This window comes from Pseudocitrobacter vendiensis (genome assembly GCF_943590815.1).
Taxonomy (GTDB): Bacteria; Pseudomonadota; Gammaproteobacteria; order Enterobacterales; family Enterobacteriaceae; genus Pseudocitrobacter; species Pseudocitrobacter vendiensis.
Genome location: NZ_CALSBS010000045.1, coordinates 1 through 23,693, shown reverse-complemented (window position 1 = coordinate 23,693; position 23,693 = coordinate 1). Strand labels below are relative to the sequence as shown.

General features: G+C 53.0%; 20 protein-coding genes. 16 read left to right on the top strand and 4 right to left on the bottom strand.

Annotated features, from left to right (window positions below; translation table 11 throughout):
• Positions 1-331 precede the first annotated feature (331 nt).
• From ompC to tauD, 9 genes are all read left to right on the top strand, one after another.
• Positions 332-1,429, top strand: a complete 1,098-nt coding sequence (gene ompC, locus NMC31_RS24555) for a porin OmpC (RefSeq protein WP_253899336.1) — start codon at positions 332-334, stop codon at positions 1,427-1,429.
• A 182-nt stretch (positions 1,430-1,611) separates the two neighbouring features.
• Complete coding sequence (locus NMC31_RS24550) at positions 1,612-2,826, top strand: serine hydrolase domain-containing protein (RefSeq protein ID WP_253899335.1); 1,215 nt, start codon at positions 1,612-1,614, stop codon at positions 2,824-2,826.
• A 238-nt stretch (positions 2,827-3,064) separates the two neighbouring features.
• Positions 3,065-4,186: a ribosomal protein uL16 3-hydroxylase gene (locus NMC31_RS24545; RefSeq protein ID WP_253899334.1), complete on the top strand. Its 1,122-nt coding sequence runs from the start codon at positions 3,065-3,067 to the stop codon at positions 4,184-4,186.
• 223 nt (positions 4,187-4,409) lie between these two features.
• Entirely contained in the window at positions 4,410-5,816 is a 1,407-nt protein-coding gene (mmuP, locus tag NMC31_RS24540; protein ID WP_253899333.1) for an S-methylmethionine permease, read from the top strand.
• Complete coding sequence (mmuM, locus tag NMC31_RS24535; RefSeq protein ID WP_253899332.1) at positions 5,803-6,735, top strand: homocysteine S-methyltransferase; 933 nt, start codon at positions 5,803-5,805, stop codon at positions 6,733-6,735. Before mmuP ends, mmuM begins: the two co-directional genes overlap by 14 nt.
• Before the next feature lie 173 nt (positions 6,736-6,908).
• Positions 6,909-7,871: a taurine ABC transporter substrate-binding protein gene (tauA, locus tag NMC31_RS24530; RefSeq protein ID WP_253899331.1), complete on the top strand. Its 963-nt coding sequence runs from the start codon at positions 6,909-6,911 to the stop codon at positions 7,869-7,871.
• A 10-nt stretch (positions 7,872-7,881) separates the two neighbouring features.
• Complete coding sequence (gene tauB / locus NMC31_RS24525) at positions 7,882-8,649, top strand: taurine ABC transporter ATP-binding subunit (RefSeq protein WP_253899330.1); 768 nt, start codon at positions 7,882-7,884, stop codon at positions 8,647-8,649.
• Positions 8,646-9,473 (top strand): taurine ABC transporter permease TauC, encoded by an 828-nt coding sequence (tauC, locus tag NMC31_RS24520; RefSeq protein ID WP_253899329.1) that lies wholly within the window; start codon positions 8,646-8,648, stop codon positions 9,471-9,473. The genes tauB and tauC overlap by 4 nt, the downstream gene beginning before the upstream one ends.
• Entirely contained in the window at positions 9,470-10,318 is an 849-nt protein-coding gene (gene tauD, locus NMC31_RS24515; RefSeq protein WP_149463546.1) for a taurine dioxygenase, read from the top strand. The genes tauC and tauD overlap by 4 nt, the downstream gene beginning before the upstream one ends.
• A 118-nt stretch (positions 10,319-10,436) precedes the next feature.
• On the opposite strand, the gene hemB is transcribed toward tauD, so the two are convergent.
• Positions 10,437-11,411 (bottom strand): porphobilinogen synthase, encoded by a 975-nt coding sequence (gene hemB, locus NMC31_RS24510; RefSeq protein ID WP_015965655.1) that lies wholly within the window; start codon positions 11,409-11,411, stop codon positions 10,437-10,439.
• 549 nt (positions 11,412-11,960) lie between these two features.
• Between hemB and NMC31_RS24505 the strand changes: the two genes are divergently transcribed.
• Both NMC31_RS24505 and NMC31_RS24500 read left to right on the top strand, forming a co-directional pair.
• The gene (locus NMC31_RS24505; protein WP_253899328.1) at positions 11,961-14,876 is read left to right on the top strand and encodes an autotransporter outer membrane beta-barrel domain-containing protein; all 2,916 of its coding nucleotides are present in this window, start codon (positions 11,961-11,963) and stop codon (positions 14,874-14,876) included.
• A 99-nt stretch (positions 14,877-14,975) separates the two neighbouring features.
• Positions 14,976-15,602 (top strand): helix-turn-helix domain-containing protein, encoded by a 627-nt coding sequence (locus tag NMC31_RS24500; protein WP_253899327.1) that lies wholly within the window; start codon positions 14,976-14,978, stop codon positions 15,600-15,602.
• Here NMC31_RS24500 and ampH read toward each other — a convergent pair.
• Positions 15,599-16,756 (bottom strand): D-alanyl-D-alanine-carboxypeptidase/endopeptidase AmpH, encoded by a 1,158-nt coding sequence (gene ampH, locus NMC31_RS24495; RefSeq protein ID WP_253899326.1) that lies wholly within the window; start codon positions 16,754-16,756, stop codon positions 15,599-15,601. The two genes, NMC31_RS24500 and ampH, sit on opposite strands and share 4 nt — an antisense overlap.
• 439 nt (positions 16,757-17,195) lie before the next feature.
• On the opposite strand from ampH, the gene sbmA reads away from it, so the two are divergent.
• Entirely contained in the window at positions 17,196-18,416 is a 1,221-nt protein-coding gene (gene sbmA / locus NMC31_RS24490; RefSeq protein ID WP_015965651.1) for a peptide antibiotic transporter SbmA, read from the top strand.
• An 18-nt stretch (positions 18,417-18,434) separates the two neighbouring features.
• Positions 18,435-19,535, top strand: coding sequence for a DUF1615 domain-containing protein (locus NMC31_RS24485; protein WP_253899325.1), 1,101 nt, complete (start codon positions 18,435-18,437; stop codon positions 19,533-19,535).
• 2 nt (positions 19,536-19,537) lie between these two features.
• Here the strand turns inward: NMC31_RS24485 and NMC31_RS24480 are convergent, their stop codons facing one another.
• Complete coding sequence (locus tag NMC31_RS24480; RefSeq protein ID WP_149463541.1) at positions 19,538-19,840, bottom strand: DUF2755 family protein; 303 nt, start codon at positions 19,838-19,840, stop codon at positions 19,538-19,540.
• Between the two features lie 241 nt (positions 19,841-20,081).
• Between NMC31_RS24480 and NMC31_RS24475 the strand changes: the two genes are divergently transcribed.
• On the top strand, positions 20,082-20,303 hold the full coding sequence (locus NMC31_RS24475; RefSeq protein ID WP_253899324.1) for a DUF2754 domain-containing protein: 222 nt from the start codon (positions 20,082-20,084) through the stop codon (positions 20,301-20,303).
• A 7-nt stretch (positions 20,304-20,310) separates the two neighbouring features.
• Here NMC31_RS24475 and ddlA read toward each other — a convergent pair whose 3' ends face one another.
• Positions 20,311-21,405 (bottom strand): D-alanine--D-alanine ligase, encoded by a 1,095-nt coding sequence (gene ddlA / locus NMC31_RS24470; RefSeq protein WP_253899323.1) that lies wholly within the window; start codon positions 21,403-21,405, stop codon positions 20,311-20,313.
• 99 nt (positions 21,406-21,504) lie between these two features.
• Between ddlA and NMC31_RS24465 the strand changes: the two genes are divergently transcribed.
• Together NMC31_RS24465 and NMC31_RS24460 are read left to right on the top strand one after the other, a co-directional pair.
• Positions 21,505-22,188: an extensin-like domain-containing protein gene (locus NMC31_RS24465; protein ID WP_253899322.1), complete on the top strand. Its 684-nt coding sequence runs from the start codon at positions 21,505-21,507 to the stop codon at positions 22,186-22,188.
• Positions 22,189-22,356: 168 nt separating this feature from the next.
• Positions 22,357-23,601 (top strand): multidrug efflux MFS transporter, encoded by a 1,245-nt coding sequence (locus NMC31_RS24460; RefSeq protein ID WP_253899321.1) that lies wholly within the window; start codon positions 22,357-22,359, stop codon positions 23,599-23,601.
• Positions 23,602-23,693: the final 92 nt, after the last annotated feature.

Sequence of the window (23,693 nt, the reverse complement as noted above, 5' to 3'; positions counted from 1 at the left end):
CCCAATTCCCCATTAATTCCCCTGTTTTTTATTTACCACCTGATAATACCTCCCGAAATTATATTCTATAAATATTCGTGTTTATCGTTTGTTTACTATTTTATTACATGATCGTTTTGCGTTAATAAAATGTTTTATCAGGATTGTCTAATTTCGAATTCATCCATCAAATAAGCCAACTTGATCCGGTTTTTACATTTTGTTACATGTGTCAGCTATTCATTTGTGAATAATTCAATAATGTATAAATCGCTTCACAAAGAAGCACGTATGAATAGTACTTTCGGACCTTTCATACTCTTAAAATTAAATATAATGATGGTGGCTTAATATGAAAAAAATTCTCGCAGTCGTTATTCCTGCCATTCTGGCCGCAGGCGCAGCACACGCAGCAGAAATCTATAACAAAGACGGTAATAAACTCGATTTATATGGCAAAGTTGACGCTCGCCATATTTTCTCTGACGACAAGGGCGCTGATGGCGATAACACCTATGTTCGTTTCGGTTTCAAAGGGGAAACGCAAATCAATGACCAACTGACCGGTTACGGCCAGTGGGAATACAACATTCAGGGCAACAAAACGGAAGATGGCGCTGATACCGCAACCCGTCTGGCGTTTGCCGGCCTGAACGCTGGCGAATACGGCAGCTTTGATTACGGGCGAAACTACGGCGTTATCTACGACGTAGAAGCCTGGACCGATATGCTGCCGGTCTTCGGCGGTGATTCTTACACCCAGACCGACGGCTTCATGACCGGTCGTGCGAACGGCCTCGCGACTTACCGTAACACCGGCTTCTTCGGCCTGGTTGACGGCCTGAACTTTGCCATCCAGTACCAGGGTAAGAACGGTGGCAAGGGTGAAACCAACAACGGTCGCGATAACGTGCTGAAGCAGAACGGCGAAGGTTGGGGCGGTTCCGTGTCCTACGAATTCGCTGAAGGCTTCGCGGCTTCTGCAGCGTACTCCGGTTCTAAGCGTACCGACCAACAGCAGCAATTCACGCGTACTCAAAACACGGCTGAACACGCAGAAGCCTGGGCGGGTGGTCTGAAATATGACGCGAACAACCTGTACCTGGCAGCGACCTATGCGGAAACCCGTAACATGACCGGCGGTTCGTATGATTCCAATACCATCGCGTTCGACAAAACTAAAAACATTGAACTGGTTGCTCAGTATCAGTTTGATTTCGGTCTGCGTCCGTCCCTCGCATATCTGCAATCTCGCGGCGACCATAATGGTTCCGGTGATATGGATATCGTGAAATATATCGAAGTGGGTGCGAACTACTACTTCAACAAAAACATGGCCGTCTACGCAGATTATAAAATCAACCTGCTCGACAGCGATAATGCCAATGTTCAGCGTCAGGGTCTGAATACGGATAACCAGGTTGGTATCGGCGCTGTTTACCAGTTCTGATTAGCCTGAATACGTCAGCCTTTACGCTGGCGTAAGCTTTACTACCCTCTATGCCTGTTATTTGCCGGATGGCATTATGCTATCTGGCAAATACTTTTAGCCTTTTTCCTGCTGTCTTTATCTCTGTCATTCCATTATTATTGCGCGTCGAAAAAGTGTGCAGCGCAGGAAAGAGTGAGATTTTGCTAAAGACTTCCCCATTATCGTTAACCCTTTTGATGGGAATGTTCCTGACGGGCTGCCACTCCTCGCTATCCAGTAATCCGGTTGATACGCTGAATAAGACGACGTCACTGCACGCGATCTGCGATGCCCCCTTAGACCGCCAGATAACGCAGCTCGCCCGCGACCATTTTGCCCGCCAGCGTTCCACTGCACTGGTGATTGGCGTGATTTCACGCAATCAGCCGCCACAGATCTTCAGCTACGGTTTTACTGATTCAGATAAACGCGTGCCGGTAACCGGCGATACACTTTTTGCCGTAGGGTCGGTTACCAAAGGCGTAACCGCCGAAATTGCCGCATTACAGGTGCAACAGAATAAGCTCGCATGGCATACAACGCTCCGCGAATTATTTCCATCTGAGAAAGACCTGAGTCCGGACGCGCAAAAAATCACGGTCGAGCAGCTTGCCAGCCATACGGCGGGCCTGCCAAGACAGGCTTATAATTTACCGATGTTAGGTAAACTGGTGCGCTATGTTTTCACCGGCGAACCCTTTTACGATGATCTGGATCGCGGTGAGTATCAGGATTATCTCAGCACCTTCCACGCGCCGGATAACGTTCAGGTAAATTATTCCAACCTGGGTTACGCCATTTTAGACAGCGCGCTGGAAACTAACGCCTCGCGAACCATTCCCGAAATGGCACAGCAGTCGATTTTTACCCCGCTAAAGATGATGCATACCGGCTATGTGCCGGAAAAACTTCCCGGCTATATTCTGCGTGCGCGTGGTCACGCGGGCGACCAGCCAAAATTCGTCGCCCGTGGAGAAGTGGTGCCGGAGTGGCGCTTCAGCCATGATATGGTCGGCGCAGCATCCATGTGGTCAACGGGCAATGACCTGTTGCGCTATTTGGAGGCACATCTCTCCGGCACGGGTAATGCGCAGTTGGATCTCGCTTTTGCTGATGCCATGACCCTTCGCCGCTTCCAGAACGATGATGACGCCGCGGCCCTGGGCTGGTTGGGCTATTCCGCCTATGGGCAAACCCTGCTCTATCAATCCGGTTTTATAGGTGGTTACAGCAGCTATATCGGCCTGGATAAACGCCACGGCAACGCCATCGTGGTGCTACAAAACAGTTTTAACTGGCAGAACGACATTGGCCATCGCCTGTTGCTGCGCATGGCGGTTGCCAGCGATCATCCCCGGATCTGTACCGCGCCGTAACCCGCGTGTCCGCTTGTTTAGACCTGGTTTAGCCCGATCATCGGTGACCGGGTTGTGCGACTTATTTCCCGACACCAACGGGTTTCATGTGATCAGACAAGGTTAATGGCTAGAGATTATGAATCTGGATCATAAATCATCGAGCCAGGCATATCGCCTGCGATTGACCCATGACAAAGCGGCGCGATTCGTCTGCTCCGTATAATCAGGCCTGTTTGCTCACTGATGGTATGAAAAAATGGCTTATCAACTTAACCTCAACTGGCCGGAGTTTCTTGAGAAATACTGGCAGAAAAAACCTGTTGTACTGAAGAAAGCGTTCGCTGACTTTGTTGATCCGATCACCCCGGATGAACTGGCTGGCCTGGCGATGGAACCCGAAGTCGACAGCCGACTGGTAAGCCATGCCAACGGAAAATGGCAGGCGAGCAATGGCCCGTTTGAACATTTCGATGGCTTAGGCGAGACGGGCTGGTCGCTGCTGGCGCAGGCTGTGAACCACTGGCACGCGCCATCAGCGGAGCTGGTGCGTCCGTTCCGCGTCCTGCCGGACTGGCGTCTGGACGATTTAATGATCTCCTTCTCTGTACCGGGCGGCGGCGTGGGCCCGCATATCGATCAGTATGATGTGTTTATTATTCAGGGCATGGGCAGCCGTCGCTGGCGCGTGGGCGATAAATTGCCGATGCGTCAGTTCTGCCCGCATCCGGCGCTGCTGCACGTCGATCCGTTTGAGCCGATCATCGATGAAGATCTGGAGCCGGGCGATATTCTCTATATTCCGCCAGGATTCCCGCACGACGGTTTCACCCACGAAACGGCGCTGAACTATTCCGTTGGCTTCCGTGGGCCAAACGGACGCGATCTGATCAGTAGCTTCGCGGATTACGCGCTGGAAAATGATCTGGGCAGCGAACACTACAGCGATCCAGATCTCACCGTTCGCGAGCACGCCGGGCGTATTGAAGAGTATGAGCTGGACCGTGTGCGCGGAATGATGATCGAGATGATCAGCAAGCCGGACGATTTTAAACAGTGGTTTGGTAGCTTTGTGACCACGCCGCGTCATGAGCTGGATATCGCCCCGGCAGAACCGCCTTACGAGCCGCAGGAAGTGGTAGACGCGCTGATGGACGGAGAAACGCTGGTGCGTTTGAACGGACTGCGCGTATTGAGCGTGAGCGGCAGCGTGTTCGTTAACAGCGAACCGCTGGACGTCAGCGACGCGGCGGCGGCAGATGCGCTCTCGCGCTACACGACGCTTGGCAAGGCTCAATTGGGCGAGGTGTTAACCAACCCGGTGTTCGCTGAAGAGCTGACGGCGTTGATTAATCAGGGGTATTGGTTCTTCGACGAGTAGTGCGCCTTTTCCCCCCCTCACCCTAACCCTCTCCCTCAAGGGAGAGGGGACTGATTGTGCACAGTTGCTAAGCTCTGCATCGGTTTTCTCCCTCTCCCTGTGGGAGAGGGCCGGGGTGAGGGAATCAGCGCGTACATTCCCCCATTTTGCATTTCCCTGATATACGCGGTATAACAACACCTTCATCTGGATGTTTAGATGTCCATACGTTTAGAAGGTCATAATGCAAACAACACAACAACAAGGTGGGCAACTCAAGCGCACCATGAAAACGCGTCACCTGATTATGCTGTCGCTGGGTGGGGTTATTGGCACAGGGCTATTTTTCAACACAGGCTATATCATCTCGACCACTGGCGCGGCGGGTACATTGCTGGCGTATTTGATTGGTGCGCTGGTTGTCTGGCTGGTGATGCAGTGCCTCGGCGAACTCTCCGTCGCAATGCCGGAAACCGGCGCATTTCATGTTTACGCTTCACGCTATCTCGGCCCGGCCACCGGTTACACCGTTGCCTGGCTTTACTGGCTCACCTGGACGGTGGCGCTGGGGTCCAGCTTTACTGCCGCCGGATTCTGTATGCAGTACTGGTTCCCGCAGGTACCCATCTGGGCCTGGTGTCTGGTGTTTTGTGTGCTGATTTACGGCCTGAACGTTATCTCTACGCGCTTTTTTGCGGAAGGTGAATTCTGGTTCTCGCTGGTTAAAGTCATCACCATCATTGCCTTTATTATCCTGGGCGGCGCGGCTATCTTCGGTTTTATTCCAACGCAGGACGGTTCACCCGCGCCTGGGCTGCATAATCTCACCGCAGAAGGCTGGTTCCCGCACGGCGGATTACCCATCCTCATGACCATGGTGGCGGTAAACTTTGCCTTCTCTGGCACTGAGCTTATCGGCATCGCCGCCGGGGAAACGGAAAACCCGCACAAAGTGATCCCGGTAGCCATTCGCACTACCATCGCCCGCTTAATCATCTTCTTTATCGGTACCGTTTTTGTGCTGGCGGCGCTGATCCCCATGCAGCAGGCGGGCGTAGAGAAAAGCCCGTTTGTGCTGGTCTTCGAAAAAGTGGGCATTCCGTATGCGGCAGATATCTTTAATTTTGTCATTCTGACGGCGATTCTGTCGGCAGCGAACTCGGGGCTTTATGCGTCCGGGCGCATGTTGTGGTCGCTTTCGAATGAGCGTACGTTGCCGCACTGTTTTTCTCGCGTCAGCAAAAATGGCGTGCCGATGGTGGCGCTTTCGGTCAGTATGCTGGGCGGCGTGCTGGCGCTCTTTTCCAGCATCATCGCGCCGGATACGGTATTTGTCGCACTGTCGGCGATTTCCGGGTTTGCCGTCGTGGCGGTGTGGCTCAGCATTTGTGCCTCGCACTTTGTCTTCCGTCGCAGACATCTGCAGCAGGGGCGGGCACTGAGCGAACTGCAGTACCGCGCGCCGTGGTATCCGCTGGTGCCGGTGCTGGGCTTTATCCTTTGCCTGGTTGCCTGCCTGGGCCTGGCATTTGACCCGAGCCAGCGCATCGCGCTCTATTGCGGTTTGCCGTTTGTTGCACTGTGTTATGGTGCTTATTATTTAACGCGTTCCCGTCAGCCTGTTCAGGAGATCCCACATGTCGCAGAGTAATCCATTAACCGCCATTCTCGACGCTGAGCCGTTTGTGTTGCTGGATGGCGCGATGGCCACCGAACTGGAAGGGCGGGGTTGTAATCTGGCTGATAACCTGTGGTCGGCGAAAGTGTTGATGGAAAATCCAACGCTGATCCGCGATGTGCATCTCGACTATTTCCGCGCCGGGGCGCGGGTGGCGATAACTGCCAGCTATCAGGCAACACCTGCGGGTTTTGCAGCGCGTGGGCTGGATGAAGCGCAGTCTCGCGCGTTGATTGCCCGCAGCGTTGCGCTGGCGCAAGAAGCGCGAGAGTTATATCAGACGGAAAATTCGCAGGCGGGCACATTGCTGGTGGCCGGGTCAGTCGGGCCGTATGGCGCGTATCTGGCGGATGGTTCGGAATATCGCGGTGATTATCAGCGTAGCGCGGAAGAATTTCAGGCATTCCATCGCCCTCGCGTAGACGCGTTGCTGGAGGCGGGGGCCGATTTGCTGGCCTGCGAAACGCTGCCGTCGTTTGCGGAGATTTCGGCGCTGGCGGAACTGCTCACGGCATACCTTACGGCGCGCGCCTGGTTCTCGTTTACCCTGCGCGATGCACAGCACCTCAGCGATGGTACGCCGCTGCACCACGTGATCGCCACGCTGGCCCGTTACCCGCAGGTGATTGCGGTAGGCATTAACTGTATCGCGCTGGAAAATACCAATGACGCCCTATGTCATCTGCATAGCCTGACACCGCTACCGCTGGTAGTGTATCCGAATTCTGGCGAGCACTACGACGCCGTGAGTAAAACCTGGCACCACCACGGCGAGGCGTGCGATACCTTGGCGCACCATTTACCGCAGTGGCAGGCGGCGGGCGCGCGGTTAATTGGCGGTTGCTGCCGGACGACGCCTGCGGATATTGCGGCATTGAAACGCCTTCGTTAGCCCTTGTCGGATGGCGTCGCCGCCATCCGATATGTTCCTTCCTCATATCTTATCTATCTAATCCCACTTTTTTTCTAAAAACGAAAAGGCATTAACAAGACGTTTTAATTCCTTTAACAAAATTCCGCACCCGGAAATACTGCACCCATAACAAGACACAGAGGGAGCAGACAATGGCTATTTCATCGCGTATTTCACTCTTCGCCGCCGCAGCACTGATCGCATTTCAGGCGCAGGCCGTGGACGTTACCATCGCATACCAGACTTCCGCCGAACCGGCGAAAGTCGCACAGGCGGATGACACCTTCAGCAAACTGAGCGGCGCAAAACCTGACTGGCGCAAGTTTGACAGCGGTGCGAGCATTGTTCGCGCGCTGGCCTCTGGCGATGTTCAGATTGGCAACCTGGGTTCCAGCCCATTAGCGGTAGCGGCCAGCCAGCAGGTGCCAATCGAAGTGTTCCTCCTTGCCTCTCAGCTCGGTAATTCGGAAGCGTTGGTGGTGAAGAAAAACATCACCAAACCAGAAGATTTAGTCGGTAAACGTATTGCCGTGCCGTTTATCTCCACCACTCACTACAGCCTGCTGGCTGCGCTGAAACACTGGGGCATTAAGCCTGGGCAGGTACAAATTCTTAACCTTCAACCACCGGCGATTATTGCCGCCTGGCAGCGCGGTGATATCGATGGCGCATACGTCTGGGCACCTGCGGTGAACGAGCTGGAAAAAGACGGTACGGTGCTGACCGATTCCGAAAAAGTAGGCCAGTGGGGTTCGCCAACGCTTGATGTATGGGTCGTGCGTAAAGACTTCGCCGAGAAGCATCCTGACGTGGTGCGCGCCTTCGCGAAAAGCGCTATTGATGCCCAGCGCGGCTATATCGACAACCCGGAAGCCTGGCTGAAACAGCCGGATAACATCAGCAAACTGGCGCGCTTAAGCGGAGTGCCGGAAAGCGATGTTCCGGGGCTGGTGAAGGGCAATACCTATCTGACCGCCGACCAGCAGGTGAAGGAGCTGAACGGCCCGGTTAATAGGGCGATTATCGACACCGCCGAGTTCCTCAAAGCGCAGGGTAAAGTGCCTGCGGCGGCGACGGATTACAGCCAGTACGTAACCGATCGCTTTGTGAAATAAGGAGTCTGTGATGCTGCAACTCTCTCATCTTTATTCCGATTACGGTGGCAAACCGGCGCTGGAGGATATCAACCTCACGCTGGACAGCGGTGAACTGCTGGTGGTGCTTGGCCCGTCAGGCTGCGGCAAAACCACGCTGCTGAACCTGATTGCCGGATTTGTCCCGTATCAGCAGGGCAGCATCACGCTGGGTGGAAAACGTGTAGAAGGACCGGGTGCAGAGCGCGGGGTGGTTTTCCAGAACGAAGGGTTGCTGCCTTGGCGTAACGTGCAGGATAACATCGCGTTGGGTCTTCAACTGAACGGAATGGCGAAGGCGCAGCGGCTGGAAATCGCCCGAGAAATGCTGAAGAAAGTCGGGCTGGAAGGGGCGGGAAAACGCTTTATCTGGCAGCTTTCGGGGGGACAACGCCAGCGAGTGGGGATCGCCCGGGCGCTGGCCGCGAATCCGCAACTGCTGTTGCTGGATGAACCGTTCGGGGCGCTGGATGCCTTTACCCGTGAACAGATGCAAACCCTGCTGCTGAAGCTGTGGAATGACACCGGCAAGCAGGTCATGCTGATTACGCACGATATCGAAGAAGCGGTCTTTTTGGCGACCGAGCTGGTGCTACTTTCGCCGGGGCCGGGCAGGGTGATGGAGCGTCTGCCGCTGGAATTTGCGCGTCGTTATGTCGCCGGGGAGTCCTGTCGCAGCATTAAATCTGACCCGCAGTTTATCGCCATGCGCGAGTACGTACTGAGTCGCGTATTTGAACAACGGGAGGCCTTCTCATGAGCGTCGTTGCTAATGATAAACCGCGCCTGAAAACGGTGAAGTGGCGCTGGCCGCTTTCCCGCCAGATAACCCTAAGCCTGGCGACGCTGCTGGTGCTGTTGACGGTGTGGTGGGGTGTGGCGGCCCTGCAACTTATCAGCCCACTGTTTCTGCCGCCGCCGGGGCAGGTTCTGCAAAAACTGATAGCCATTGCCGGGCCGCAGGGCTTTATGGATGCCACGCTGTGGCAGCACCTTTCGGCGAGCCTGGCCCGTATTCTGGCCGCGCTGCTGGCAGCCGTATTGATTGGCGTTCCTGTGGGGATCGCGATGGGTCTGAACGCCACGGTGCGCGGTATTCTGGATCCGATCATTGAACTTTACCGTCCGGTGCCACCGCTTGCTTATTTGCCGTTGATGGTTATTTGGTTCGGTATTGGGGAAACTTCGAAGATCTTGCTGATCTACCTGGCGATTTTCGCACCCGTTGCGATGTCAGCGCTGGCAGGGGTCAAGAGCGCGCAGCAGGTACGCATTCGGGCAGCGCAGTCTCTGGGTGCCAGCCGTCGCCAGGTGCTGTGGTATGTGATTCTGCCTGGCGCGCTGCCGGAAATCCTTACCGGGTTGCGTATTGGCCTGGGCGTAGGCTGGTCGACGCTGGTCGCGGCTGAACTGATCGCCGCGACGCGGGGATTAGGTTTTATGGTGCAATCGGCTGGTGAGTTTTTAGCAACCGACGTCGTGCTGGCAGGCATTGCGGTGATTGCGATTATCGCGTTTGTTTTAGAGCTGGGGCTGCGCGCATTGCAGCGTCGTCTGACGCCCTGGCATGGAGAAGTGCAATGAGTGAGCGTCTGACTGTTACCCCGCTGGGGCCATATATTGGTGCAGAAATTAGCGGCGTGGATTTAACTCGCCCGCTGAACGATAACCAGTTTGAGCAGCTTTATCATGCGATGCTGCGCCATCAGGTCATTTTCCTGCGTAATCAGGTGATTACCCCTGAGCTACAGCGTGACCTGGCATTGCGATTTGGCGATCTGCATATTCACCCGGTATATCCTCATGCGCCTGGCGTAGAGGAAATTATCGTTCTGGATACGCATGACAATAATCCACCGGATAATGATAACTGGCACACCGATGTGACGTTTATCGACACGCCGCCTGCGGGCGCGATCCTGGCGTCAAAAGAGCTACCCTCCACCGGGGGCGATACGCTATGGACCAGCGGCATTGCGGCATGGGAGGCGCTATCGGAGCCGTTTCGTAAACTGTTAAGTGGCTTGCAGGCGGAGCACGATTTCAAGAAATCATTCCAGGAATACAAATACCGCAAAACCGAAGAAGAGCATCAGCGCTGGCTGGAAGCAGTGGCCAAACACCCCCCGCTGCTGCATCCGGTGGTGCGCACGCATCCGGTAACTGGTAAGCAGGCATTGTTCGTCAATGAAGGATTTACCACGCGCATTGTGGATGTGTCGGAGAAAGAGAGCGAGGCGCTGCTGAATTTCTTGTTTGCGCACGTCACAAAACCAGAGTTTCAGGTGCGCTGGCGCTGGCAGCCGAACGATGTGGCCATTTGGGATAACCGTGTTACGCAGCACTATGCCAATGCCGATTATTTGCCGCAGCGACGCATTATGCACCGTGCGACGATTCTGGGGGATAAGCCTTTTTACCGTGCTTGATGGGGGATATGTGCGGGCTGATCCCCTCACCCCGGCCCTCTCCCACAGGGAGAGGGAGAAAACCGGTCCCCTCTCCCTTGAGGGAGAGGGGTAGGGCGAGGGGGATAAAAAGCATCCGCTATCGCAGAATTTTCTTCTCTGCCAAATCCAGTGCAAAGTAGCTAAAGATAAGATCCGCTCCTGCACGCTTGATCGCGCCCAGGCTTTCCAGCACCACTTTCTCTTCATCAATCGCACCCGCCTGCGCGGCGAATTTGATCATCGCGTACTCACCGCTCACCTGATACGCGCCAATCGGCAACTCAGTGCGTTCACGGATATCGCGCAAAATGTCCAGATACGGACCCGCCGGTTTCACCATCAGACAATCCGCACCTTGCGCTTCATCCAGTAGTGATTCTCGTATTGCCTCACGGCGGTTCATCGGATTCATCTGATAGGTTTTACGGTCGCCTTTCAGCGCCGTACCCGCCGCTTCGCGGAATGGGCCATAAAACGAAGAGGCGAACTTGGTGGAGTAGGACATGATCGCGGTATCGGTAAAACCTGCGGCATCCAGCGCCTGGCGAATGGCCTGAACCTGACCATCCATTGCCGCAGACGGTGCGATAAAGTCAGCACCCGCAGCCGCGGCGACAACGGCTTGTTTACCCAGGTTCAGCAGGGTGGCATCGTTATCCACGCCGTGATCGCACAGCACGCCGCAGTGGCCGTGAGAGGTGTATTCGCAGAAGCAGGTGTCGGACATGACAATCATTTCCGGCACGGCGTCTTTACAGATACGCGACATGCGCGCCACCAGGCCATCTTCCTTCCAGGCATCGCTACCGGTAGCATCCGTGTGGTGCGAGATGCCGAAGGTCATTACCGAGCGGATACCCGCATTCGCGATACGCTCGATTTCACGGGCGAGATGTTTCTCCGGGATGCGCATCACGCCAGGCATGGCGTCGATGGCCTTGTAGTCGTTGATCTCTTCTTCAACAAAAATCGGCAACACCAGGTCGTTTAAGCTCAGTGTTGTCTCTTCAAACATAGCCCGCAGCGCTGGCGAGCGGCGCAGACGGCGTGGGCGAGTGATTAAATCGGTCATGTTTTGCCTGATGTTTGTGGAACAGACGTCCATTGTAACCGAATCATCAAGGCGATGTTTTACTAAAGTTGTGCTTATAAAGGGGGAGGTTGGCGCAGGGAGACGCAGAGGACTTCAGGGAATTCTTAAATTATTGTAGGTGATGGATTGGGTGGGTGATTTGGTTATTTTTATATATAACTGACCGTTTGATTTTTGCATTAATCATAGATGCTGATTTTATTTTTTCTTGCGGTTTATGCTTATATTTATTCAATAAGTTAGATAAATGATTTTTTCAAATATTGAAAATGAATGATTTATTGTTTTTAGCATCTTTTTACTTTTTTTCAGGGAATGCCGGGCTGTTGTTAGATATTGATATTGTTCGTTTTATTTTTGGTTTTGGTGGGCTTTAATCACTCAATTAAGTTGTCCGAATACAGACATTAAGTAAAGATTAATTGAACCTTTTATCCGGTGCGTCGCATAATTACATCCGCAACAATACTCATATTGCATTGTTAATTGATGGACCAACGAATATACGTCCCTGAGGAGGGATGACAAATGCACTCCTGGAAAAAGAAACTTGTAGTATCACAATTAGCATTGGCTTGCACTTTGGCAATCGCCTCTCAGGCAAATGCTACCGCATATGACACTTTTGGGTTCCATGATGATGCGCTGACTCCGTACAGCGAATTCAATGACTGGACCTCTTTAGATCACGACTATGTTTCCTACAGCGGTTATGTTTATAACAATGCTGCTGAAGGTAATTACGACACCACCTTCAACGGTGATACTGTAAATGGTGTAATCTCTACTTATTATCTGAATCGCGATTACACCGATGCTGCTAATACTCTGAGCCTTTCTAACACAACCGTTCACGGTATGATCACTTCTTACCGTCCGGGTCATTTTGATAATCTCGTCGATGGATTGCCTAGCGACAACAGCACCTTCTACACCTGGGGTGAAGCAGTTGCACATGATTGGGTTGATGGCGATACCTTCACTCTGAATGTCGCTAATACGACCATCGATGATGATTACGAAGGTCTGTATTATACCGATACATGGGTTGATGCAGATGGCAAAGCCTACGATAACTTCCCATACGAAGGTAAATACGATACTGCTGGCTTTGGTACCGCAGTTACTCTGAATGTGGAAAGTGATATCAACATCACTGCTAACTCCCATGTTGCGGGTATTACCATGATTCAGGGTGATACTACTCACTCTGATGTAACTTATGATGGCTCTCACCAGTGGGATAACAACATCAAAGTTACTGATTCAACTGTAACTTCTGGTTCATTGACCGATCTTGAAGATGATGGTCACTTTGGTGATTCCGGTGAGCCGAGTGATTACGGTAGTACTGCTGATGTAGGTATTAATAATGATGCTGCATTAGTCTTCTCTGACAACGCAGGTTCTGACTACCGTATGGTCAACAATGTTGAGTTTGATAACTCCACATTGATGGGCGATGTGTACTTTGACAGCACCTTCAATAGCAACTTTGATAAGAATGGTCATCTGGTTGATAACTCTACAACCGTGTATACCAACGCAGGCTGGGCAGACGACAACCAAAACGTTGATCACCTGACGCTGACTCTGGATCACAGCAAATGGGTCGGTGCTGCATGGATCGATTACGAACAAGTTGTTCCAGCTAACTTCTATGATGTTGCTGCAAACAGCCTGGCACCAGAATCTTCATCTGTTGATTACTGGAACCGTGTTAACTCTGCTGACAACTTCCAGAGCGGCATCTTTGATGTTGTGCTGAATAATGGCTCTGAGTGGGATACGACTAAAGATTCCCGCATTGATAGCCTGACTGTTAATAGCGGTTCCCAGGTGAACGTATCTAGTTCTACTGTAACTTCCGATACCATTGCGCTGAACAACGGTTCTTCCATGAATATCGGTGAAGGTGGTTATGTTGATACCGATCATCTGACCATTAACACATACAGTACCGTTAATCTGGATGCCTCTACCGGTTGGTCTACTGATGCAGCTCTGTACGCTAACACCATCACTGTGACTAACGGCGGTGTGCTGGATGTGAAAGTTGATCAGTATGATGCTAATCCGTTCCAGACTGATACTTTGGAACTGACCAGTGGTAATCGTGCTGACAACAACGGCAACGTATACTCTGGTGTATTCGATATCCATAGCAGCGACTATGTGCTGAACGCTGACCTGGTCAACGACCGTACTAACGATACCAGCAAAGCAAACTATGGTTACGGTACTATCGCTATGAACTCTGACGGTCACCTGACTGTTAATGGTAATGGCGATATCAACAACGCTGACGAAATGGATAACAGTGCTGTTGACAACGTAGCTGCTGCAACCGGTAACTACAAAGTTCGTATCGACAACGCTACAGGTAAAGGTTCTATCGCAGACTACAAAGGCAACGAGCTGGTTTATGTCAACGACAAAAACAGCACCGCGACCTTCTCTGCTGCCAACAAAGCTGACCTGGGTGCATACACCTATCAGGCACAGCAGAAAGGCAACACTGTTGTTCTGCAACAGATGGAGCTGACCGACTACGCAAACATGGCGCTGAGCATCCCGTCTGCTAACACCAATACCTGGAATATGCAGCAGGATACCCTGAACAACCGCCTGAACACCTCTCGTCATGGTTTTGACGATAATGGTGGCGCGTGGGTGAGCTACTTCGGTGGCAACTTCAACGGCGACAACGGCACCATCAACTATGACCAGGACGTCAACGGCATCATGGTCGGTGTTGATAGCAAAATCGACGGTAACAACGCTAAATGGATCGTCGGTGCTGCAGCTGCCTTCGCGAAAGGCGACATGAATGACCGTACTGGTCAGGTGGATCAAGACAGCCAGTCTGCCTATGTCTACTCTTCTGCACGCTTCGCGAACAACGTCTTTGTTGATGGCAACTTAAGCTACAGCCGCTTCAACAACGACCTGAGCGCAACCATGAGCAATGGCGACTATGTTGATGGCGACACTAATGCCGATGCATGGGGCTTTGGCTTGAAACTGGGCTACGACTGGAAAATCAACGACGCTGGCTACGTAACACCGTACGGCGCAATTTCTGGTCTGTTCCAGTCTGGCGACAGCTACAGCCTGAGCAACGGTATGGATGTTGGCGGTCAGGACTACGACAGCCTGCGTTATGAACTGGGCGTTGATGCTGGTTACACCTTCAACTATGGTGACCAGGCTCTGACTCCTTACTTCAAACTGGCTTATGTGTATGACGATTCCAACAACGATACCAACGTCAATGGCGACAACATTGACAACGGCGTTGAAGGTTCCGCTGTACGCGTAGGCGTGGGCAGCCAGTTCAGCTTCACCAAAAACTTCAGCGCTTACACCGGTGTTAACTACCTCGGCGGCGGCGATGTTGATCAGGATTGGGGCGCAAACGCGGGTGTTAAATACACCTGGTAATGGCTCTTCGGTAAACAGGGAAGGTGATTTCCCTGTTTAACTGAACGTTACTCATGCCCGTCATTGCTATGGCGGGCATTTTTACATGGATGGTAGAAAATGCCTGCATTGAGTAAACCGCTGAGCGAATTTGTTACTCTTGATAAGCACTTATCTCCTCGCGGTATCCATTTCGATTTACCGGCAGGTTCCACTATTTTGCCGGAAGACAAAAAGACAGAAAACCATACCCTCGTGATTACCCAGGGTTCGATTTCTATCAGGCGCAATTCGGGTAGTATCATGTTCGGCATGTTGCAGAGCCCGGCGATTTTTGGTCTGGTCGGCGCCATCATGAAGATCCAGCAGAATTACACCATTACCACCGAAAGCGATTGTCGCGGCTATTATCTCCCCGCGCAGGACTCGCTGCATTGCCTGACACGCTATCAACTTTGGCGTGAAGCGCTCTATTGGCTGACGTGGCAACATCGCATGCTGGAAGTGCGTGATGCGCAGCTTATTGGCTCCAGCAATTATCAACAAATCCGCAGCACGCTGCTGGTGATGGCAAAGTGGAACGATAATCTGCGTGCCAGAGTTGGCGTGATGAAGTTTATCCAGCAAAGAACAAATATCTCGCGCTCGGTGATTGCCGAAGTGCTCTCGGCGCTGCGCCAGGGAAATTATATCCAGATGGAAAAGGGCAAACTCGTCAGCATCACGCGTTTGCCCAACGACTATTAAGAACCAGGCACCGCCAGTGGCTGATTGCCGCTTAACTCAGTTACCAGATTATTGATTCCGTCGCTCATATTGACGAATCGGGTAAGTGGAGAACGGGTAACGACCACAAATGCGCCCACGTTTTCCTGCGGAATCATTGCCATATAGGTAATGAACCCGCCGCCGCCGCCCGTCTTCTGAATAATCCCTGGGCGGCCATTTTTCGGCGACATATAGACCCATCCCAGACCCAGTGCGTCTGCTTTGCCCGGCACATCCATACCGACTACACGAGTAAGCTGACTACGTTGATAAATCAGCGTCTGCATCCTGTCCGCCTGATTACTGCGATGATAGAAATCAGAAGAGAGATACTGCTGCATCCAGCGCATCATATCGCCAGGCGTGGAATAAACTCCGCCGCTACCGACTGCGGCCAGCGTATTATTACACGGGCTGGCGCCTTTCTCGGCCACCATCAAACGACGGCACTGATCTGGCGACGGCGTAAAGGTGGTGTCTTTCATGCCCAGCGGGCGGCTGATTTGCTCTTCAAACAGCTGTGAATAGGGTTTACCCGCGGCATTGCCCAGCGCATCGGCCAGCAGATCGAAAGCCAGATTAGAGTAGCTGGCTTGCGTTCCGGGTGCGGATTTCAGCGTCGCGTTATTAAGGTAAGACCAGCGTTGTGACTGAGTAGGCCAGACAAACACCGGTCGATGCGCCGCGCCACCCGGCTGTTCGCGTGGCAGCGAGCTGGTGTGCGTGGCGAGATTCACCAGGCGAATCGGTGATCCCTGATAGGTTGGCACATGTGCGCCTGGCGGAGCGTATTTGCTTAACGGGTCGTCAAGCTTCACCACGCCCTGATCGAGCAGTTTCACCAACATCTCGCTGGTCATCAGCTTGGTCAGTGACGCAATACGAATCACTGAATCTAACTGTGGATGCACGTTGTTGCCTGGACGAGTTTCGCCAAAGCTGCGGAAGACGCGCTGGTTGCCATCGATAACCACCAGTGCCATCCCCGTAGCGCCGCTGCCGTAGAAGATATGGTTAGCGTAGCGGTCGACAATATCGGAAGCAAAAACGGGATCGGCGATCGGCTGAGCCGCCTGGACCGATGTCAATGACGCCACGCAGAGCGCGGCAGAAAAAAGCAGACTACGTTTCAACGAAGGCATCCATAAATAAAAATGGGAGAACAGTGCGTATTTATACTACTTACACTGTGAATCGGCACCTGATACGGCGCCACTAATCGCTATCATAGCGGGAAAAACGTAACGGTGAGTAACCGTGGTTGTGAAACTTTGTATTGAAGACACACTTTTGTGATCCGTCGCGTATGATAGATGCGATGAATATTCCATTTGTGTCGCGGAATACGGTTAAAACGTGAATCAAACCTTCCTGGAAGCCTCGTTACAACTGAAATATCGTTAAGGCGATTTTGCACCTTTTGCCGGCGAACTAAGCGCCTGTTTATCGGTCTCATTGTGCGGTTATCTTTCGTTTTTACGTGGTATCCCTTTGGTTGCAGTACATGCTGCGACAGGACTTGTGTTGTACACAGCAAACGCCATAACCATAAGAAGTTAGCAGGAGAGCACTATGTTTAAGTCTTTTTTCCCTAAGCCGGGGCCCTTTTTTCTCTCGGCATTTATTTGGGCGTTGATTGCCGTTATTTTCTGGCAAGCAGGTGGTGGAAGCTGGCTACTGAACCTGGTTCATGCGTCGAAAGATGTCCCAATTAGCGCAGCCCGCTTCTGGTCGTTGAACTATCTGGTTTTCTACGCGTTCTACGCCGTTTGCGTCGGGCTTTTCGCGCTCTACTGGTTTGTGCGCAGCCCGCATCGCTGGCAATACTGGTCGGTACTGGGTACCGCGCTGATTATTTTCGTCACCTGGTTTTTGGTGGAAGTGGGCGTGGCGGTCAACGCCTGGTATGCCCCGTTCTGGGACCTCATCCAGCAGGCGCTGACCTCGCCCAATAAAGTTTCCATCAATCAGCTCTATCACGAAGTCGGGATTTTCCTTGGTATTGCTCTGATTGCCGTTACCGTCGGCGTGCTGAATAACTTCTTTGTCAGCCACTACGTTTTCCGCTGGCGCACGGCGATGAACGAACACTATATGGCGCACTGGGATCACCTGCGTCATATCGAAGGTGCGGCACAGCGTGTGCAGGAAGACACCATGCGTTTTGCTTCCACGCTTGAAGATATGGGCACCAGCTTTATCAACGCCATCATGACGCTGATTGCCTTCCTGCCGGTACTGGTTACGCTCTCGGCCCACGTGCCGTCGTTGCCAATTTTGGGCAGCATTCCCTATGGTCTTGTGATTGCCGCGATCATCTGGTCGCTGATGGGCACCGGGCTGCTGGCGATTGTCGGTATCAAACTTCCAGGTCTGGAATTCAAAAACCAGCGTGTGGAAGCAGCGTACCGTAAAGAGCTGGTCTACGGGGAAGATGACGAAACCCGCGCCACGCCGCCAACAGTGCGCGAACTGTTCAGCGCTGTGCGTCGTAACTACTTCCGTCTCTATTTCCACTATATGTATTTCAACATTGCCCGTATCCTGTATCTTCAGGTCGATAACGTTTTCGGTTTATTCCTGTTGTTCCCTTCGATTGCGGCTGGTGCAATCACGCTGGGCCTGATGCAGCAGATCCTCAACGTATTCGGTCAGGTACGCGGCTCGTTCCAGTATCTGATTAGCTCCTGGACGACGCTGGTGGAATTGATGTCCATCTACAAACGTCTGCGCAGCTTCGAACACCAGTTGGATGACAAAGATCTCCAGGAAGTGACCCACACATTCAGTTAATTTCTACAAGGAAGCACGATGACGCCAGTATCACGTTATGTCTCACTCCCGTTAACGTTGCTGGCGGGGCTGGTATTAAGCGCCTGTACCAGCCAACAGGCGCCAACGTTGAAGAAAGGGGAAAAGCCCGTTGACGTGGCGTCGGTGGTGCGGCAAAAAATACCGGCCAGCGTAAAGGAGCGGGAAGCCTGGGCGCAGGCGCTGGCAAAAACCTTCGAAAGCCAAAAGCTGGCACCGACAAAAGAGAATATCTGTTCGGTGCTGGCGGTGGCGCAGCAGGAATCCAATTATCAGGCGGACCCCGCCGTACCGGGGCTGAGTAAAATCGCCTGGCAGGAAATTGATCGCCGCGCTGAACGCATGCATGTGCCGTTGTTCCTCGTCCACACTGCCCTCAAAATCACCTCGCCAAACGGTAAAAGCTACAGCGAACGGCTGGATAACGTGAAAACGGAAAAACAGCTGAGCGCGATTTTTGACGACTTTATCAATATGGTGCCGATGGGACAGACGCTGTTTGGCTCGCTGAATCCGGTACATACGGGCGGCCCAATGCAGGTGAGTATTGCCTTTGCCGAGGCGCATACGCGCGGTTATCCGTGGAAAATGGATGGCACCGTGCGTCAGGAAGTCTTCAGCCTGCGCGGCGGACTGTGGTTTGGCACGTACCATCTGCTGAACTATCCGGCCAATTACACGGCCCCAATTTACCGATTCGCAGACTTTAACGCAGGCTGGTATGCCAGCCGTAATGCGGCGTTCCAGTATGCGGTCAGTAAAGCGACCGGCGTTAAGCTGGCGCTGGATGGCGATTTGATCCGCTATGACAGTGATGACGCAGGGAAAACCGAGCTGGCAGTGCGCAAGCTGGCAGGCAAACTTTCGCAGAGCGATGACGAAATCCATCGCCAGTTGAAGAAGGGCGACAGCCTGGCATTTGAAGAGACCGAACTCTACAAAGGCGTGTATAAAATAGCGCAGCAGAAAACCGGCAAAACTCTGGTGAAAGAGATGTTACCTGGGATTCAACTGGAGAGCCCGAAGATCACGCGCAATCTCACCACGGCGTGGTTCGCGAAGCGCGTAGACGATCGTCGGGCGAAGTGTATGGCGAACTAAGATTAGCGCTGGCGACGCCAGCGCATCACGAGTGCCACGAAGCCTAGAATCGCACAGCCACCCAAAAACGGCACCAGGCCAAACAGGGTACCGACGGCCAGCCCCATTTCTACACGCGGGCGGCCCGTATCCTGCATCTGCATCAAATGCTCATATACGCCTGGCGCATGCACCAACAGGTTTAGCAATTGTGCACCAGCCCAAAAGCAGAGCAGAACAAACACCGCATAGGCGACGTTGCCCGGCGCAGAAGATGCGCTTTTTTTCCCATTCAGGATGAGCTTAGAGAAGGCGAAATCTGTCATAAAGACCTCCCGGACTTCATTACATGACCGTGATACTGGCATGAGTGTGACAGCCTTCTTCGTAGGGCAGTATAAGAATTATGGTAATTTCGGTTAAGGATTCGTCCTGGATTGCCGGGAGTCGTGCGGCGATCACAAATCCAGAGTGTAAACATTTTGCTAACATTAAATAATTGCTGTTCACACCACAGACCCGCAGCCTGGGATGTGTGAAGATGAATTTTTTATCTTCGGAGCCGTTATGAAGCTGCCTGCAAAAATTCGCCGTGACTGGCACTACTATGCGTTCGCTATTGGTCTGATTTTTATTCTTAACGGCGTAGTTGGCTTGCTGGGTTTTGAAGCGAAAGGCTGGCAAACCTACGCGGTTGGGATGGTCACGTGGGTAATTAGCTTCTGGCTGGCGGGGTTAATTATTCGCCGCCGCCCGGAAGGCGACGGCGTGGAAGAGAGAGTGAATTAAGCCTCTTTTACATCGTGGTTTTAAGGGCGCTATCAGCCTGATGGCGCTCCAGTGCCAGTTCAATTAAACGTGTGATCAGCGACGTGTAATCCAGCCCGCTTGCCTGCCACAGTTTTGGGTACATGCTGATGTTGGTGAAACCCGGCAGCGTATTGATTTCGTTGATCACCACCTCATTTTCCGCCGTCAGGAACACATCGACACGCGCCATGCCACTGCAACCCAGCGTCTGATACGCCTGCACCGCAACATCGCGGATTTTGTCGTTGAGCTCTGCCGGTATCGCCGCCGGAACCACCACTTTCGCGCCGTTATCATCAATGTATTTGGTGTCGTAGGCATAAAATTCGCTGTTCAACACAATTTCGCCACAGGTACTGGCCTGTGGTTCATCATTGCCCAGCACTGCGCATTCGATCTCGCGGCCTTTAATACCCTGCTCAACCACCACTTTGTGGTCAAACTGGAATGCCAGCGCCACGGCCTGCTGATATTGCGCTTCGCTGTTGACCTTGCTGACGCCAACGGAGGAACCCTGATTAGCAGGTTTCACAAACAGCGGCAGGCCCAGCTTCGCTTCTACTTCCGCAAACGAAATACGGTGACGGTTGCTGCGCGTCAGGGTAATAAACGGCGCGATGGCAAGCCCGGCGTCGCGTAGCAGGCGCTTGGTGACGTCTTTGTCCATACAGGCGGCAGAACTGAGTACATCGGAACCCACAAACGGTAGATTCGCTACACGCAGCATACCCTGCAGGGAGCCATCTTCGCCGAGCGTGCCGTGAACAATCGGAAAAATAACGTCAATGGCGCCCAGCGGTTGGCCGCTTTCTGCGTTGATCAACTGCTGCGAGGTTTTCCCTGGAATTTGCGCCAGCGTCACATCAGAGTGGCGAAGGGCGATTTTTGCCGGGTCCTGCGCATTCAGCAAATAGTTTTGCGCATCGTTTATGTGCCACTGCCCCTGCTTATCAATGCCCAGCAGTACTACGTCAAAGCGTGTTTTATCAATGGCTTCAACGATATTCTTAGCCGATTGCAGCGACACTTCGTGCTCTGCTGATTTCCCGCCGAAAACAATCCCAACCCGCAACTTCGCCATCTTTAATTCCATCCGTTCCAAACGCAAAACACATAACATACCACGTGATTTCCGGGCTATCTGCCATAATCTTTAACTTTATTGCAGGCAGGAGAGCCGATGAAAATCACGCGCTGGCTGGTATTTGTGGGGGTTATCGCTATTGGCTATGGTGGCTATCAGATGCTGCCATCCTGGTACAATCCATTTACGCCATTAATGCTTAACGATCCGCCCGGTCTGGTGACGCGCTGGAAGCTCAAAGCGATAACGGATGCGCAGTGTCAGACGCTGCTGGCCGAGGCAAATCAGCAAAATCTTATCAGTACGCTGCGGGTGGCACCGAGCGGCGGCGCGTGTCCGCTTTCGGATGTGGTACAGGTGCGTGATTTTGGCACAGTGAAACTCAGCAATCGCTTTCTCGCCAGTTGCCGCCTGGCGCTGAGCAGCGCGTTGTATGTGGAACAGCAGGTGAAGCCACTTTCCCGCCAAATGCTGAACAGTGAAGTGACGCGCATTGACCATCTGGGGAGTTTTGCCTGCCGCAATATTTATCATCGCGCCGACGGCCCGCTGAGCGAACATGCCACCGCAAATGCGCTGGATATCAGCGGCTTTCGTCTGGAGAATGGCAAACAGATTAGCGTGCTGAAAGGCTGGGCGCAGCCGCAGATCCAACCGTTTCTGCAAACGCTATTAGCGAATAGCTGCCAGTATTACGGTAATGGGCTTGGGCCCAACTACAATGCGGCGCATGCCAATCATTTTCATCTCGGTATGCGCGGCTACGGGCTTTGTCGCTAAGCATAACTCTCTTTTTGCTGGAAATTAAAACGTGAGATCGTTCACAGAAAATAGCAAATCAATGATAAAACCCTAAACTCACCGCGACCGCATCTCTGACAATACCGACTGCCATACAACTTGCTACCCTGTGCACTTGTCCGCATAAGTGAACGAAAACGCGTAGTTATGGAATCCTGGAAGGTTAATCTCATCTCTGTCTGGTTCGGCTGCTTCTTTACCGGCCTCGCAATCAGTCAAATACTGCCCTTTTTGCCGCTCTACGTGGCGCAGTTGGGCGTCACGTCTCATGAATCGCTCTCGATGTGGTCAGGGCTAACGTTCAGTATCACTTTTCTGGTTTCGGCGATTGTCTCGCCCATGTGGGGGAGCCTGGCGGATCGTAAAGGGCGCAAATTGATGCTGTTGCGCGCGTCGTTGGGTATGGCGATTGCCATTTTGCTGCAAGCCTTTGCCACCAACGTCTGGCAACTGTTTATTCTGCGCGGCGTAATGGGGCTAACGTCGGGGTATATTCCGAACGCGATGGCGCTGGTCGCCTCGCAGGTGCCGCGCGAACGCAGCGGCTGGGCGCTGAGTACGCTCTCTACCGCGCAGATAAGCGGTGTCATTGGCGGCCCACTGCTAGGCGGTTTTCTGGCGGATCACATGGGTCTGCGGATGGTCTTTTACATCACCGCGTTTTTGCTGATGATTAGCTTTCTCGTCACCCTGTTTTTAATCAAGGAGGGCGTGCGTCCGCAAACCAGCAAATCAGAGCGCCTGAGTGGCAAAGCCGTATTCGCGTCGTTGCCGTATCCGGGGCTAGTGATCAGCCTGTTTCTCACCACCATGGTGATTCAACTGTGTAACGGATCGATTGGCCCGATTCTGGCGTTGTTTATTAAATCGATGACGCCGGACAGTAACAACATCGCTTTCCTGAGCGGGATGATCGCCGCCGTACCGGGCGTCTCGGCGCTGATCTCCGCGCCACGGCTTGGCAAGCTGGGCGACCGCATCGGTACGGCGCGCATTCTATTGGCGACGTTGTGTTTTGCGGTGGTGCTGTTCTTCGCCATGTCGTTTGTTACCACACCGTTTCAGCTTGGCGTGCTACGCTTTCTGCTTGGCTTTGCCGACGGCGCGATGCTTCCGGCGGTACAGACGCTGCTGCTCAAGTACATCAGCGAACGCGTGACCGGGCGAATTTTCGGCTACAACCAGTCGTTTATGTATTTGGGCAACGTTGCCGGGCCGCTGATCGGGGCGTCTGTTTCTGCCATGGCGGGCTTCCGCTGGGTATTTGTGGCGACGGCGATTATTGTGCTGATCAATATCTGGCAACTGGTGGTGATGCTGCGACGCAGTAGAGACAACCCTCACCCCGGCCCTCTCCCTGAGGGAGAGGGTGAAAAACAGCGTCATATGTAAGCCCAGGCACGGCCAGTTCCCTCTCCCTGAGGGAGAGGGTGAAAAACAGCGTCATATGTAAGCCCAGGCACGGCCAGTTCCCTCTCCCTGAG

Excerpts from the sequence above, each read along its gene's own strand:
- NMC31_RS24505 (WP_253899328.1), top strand. The coding sequence starts at position 11,961 with ATGCACTCCTGGAAAAAGAAACTTGTAGTATCACAATTAGCATTGGCT.
- ompC (WP_253899336.1), top strand. The coding sequence starts at position 332 with ATGAAAAAAATTCTCGCAGTCGTTATTCCTGCCATTCTGGCCGCAGGC.
- sbmA (WP_015965651.1), top strand. The coding sequence starts at position 17,196 with ATGTTTAAGTCTTTTTTCCCTAAGCCGGGGCCCTTTTTTCTCTCGGCA.
- tauA (WP_253899331.1), top strand. The coding sequence starts at position 6,909 with ATGGCTATTTCATCGCGTATTTCACTCTTCGCCGCCGCAGCACTGATC.
- NMC31_RS24480 (WP_149463541.1), bottom strand. The coding sequence starts at position 19,840 with ATGACAGATTTCGCCTTCTCTAAGCTCATCCTGAATGGGAAAAAAAGC.
- NMC31_RS24500 (WP_253899327.1), top strand. The coding sequence starts at position 14,976 with ATGCCTGCATTGAGTAAACCGCTGAGCGAATTTGTTACTCTTGATAAG.
- NMC31_RS24460 (WP_253899321.1), top strand. The coding sequence starts at position 22,357 with ATGGAATCCTGGAAGGTTAATCTCATCTCTGTCTGGTTCGGCTGCTTC.
- NMC31_RS24485 (WP_253899325.1), top strand. The coding sequence starts at position 18,435 with ATGACGCCAGTATCACGTTATGTCTCACTCCCGTTAACGTTGCTGGCG.
- tauB (WP_253899330.1), top strand. The coding sequence starts at position 7,882 with ATGCTGCAACTCTCTCATCTTTATTCCGATTACGGTGGCAAACCGGCG.
- tauD (WP_149463546.1), top strand. The coding sequence starts at position 9,470 with ATGAGTGAGCGTCTGACTGTTACCCCGCTGGGGCCATATATTGGTGCA.
- tauC (WP_253899329.1), top strand. The coding sequence starts at position 8,646 with ATGAGCGTCGTTGCTAATGATAAACCGCGCCTGAAAACGGTGAAGTGG.
- mmuM (WP_253899332.1), top strand. The coding sequence starts at position 5,803 with ATGTCGCAGAGTAATCCATTAACCGCCATTCTCGACGCTGAGCCGTTT.
- ddlA (WP_253899323.1), bottom strand. The coding sequence starts at position 21,405 with ATGGCGAAGTTGCGGGTTGGGATTGTTTTCGGCGGGAAATCAGCAGAG.
- NMC31_RS24465 (WP_253899322.1), top strand. The coding sequence starts at position 21,505 with ATGAAAATCACGCGCTGGCTGGTATTTGTGGGGGTTATCGCTATTGGC.
- hemB (WP_015965655.1), bottom strand. The coding sequence starts at position 11,411 with ATGACCGATTTAATCACTCGCCCACGCCGTCTGCGCCGCTCGCCAGCG.
- NMC31_RS24545 (WP_253899334.1), top strand. The coding sequence starts at position 3,065 with ATGGCTTATCAACTTAACCTCAACTGGCCGGAGTTTCTTGAGAAATAC.
- NMC31_RS24475 (WP_253899324.1), top strand. The coding sequence starts at position 20,082 with ATGAAGCTGCCTGCAAAAATTCGCCGTGACTGGCACTACTATGCGTTC.
- mmuP (WP_253899333.1), top strand. The coding sequence starts at position 4,410 with ATGCAAACAACACAACAACAAGGTGGGCAACTCAAGCGCACCATGAAA.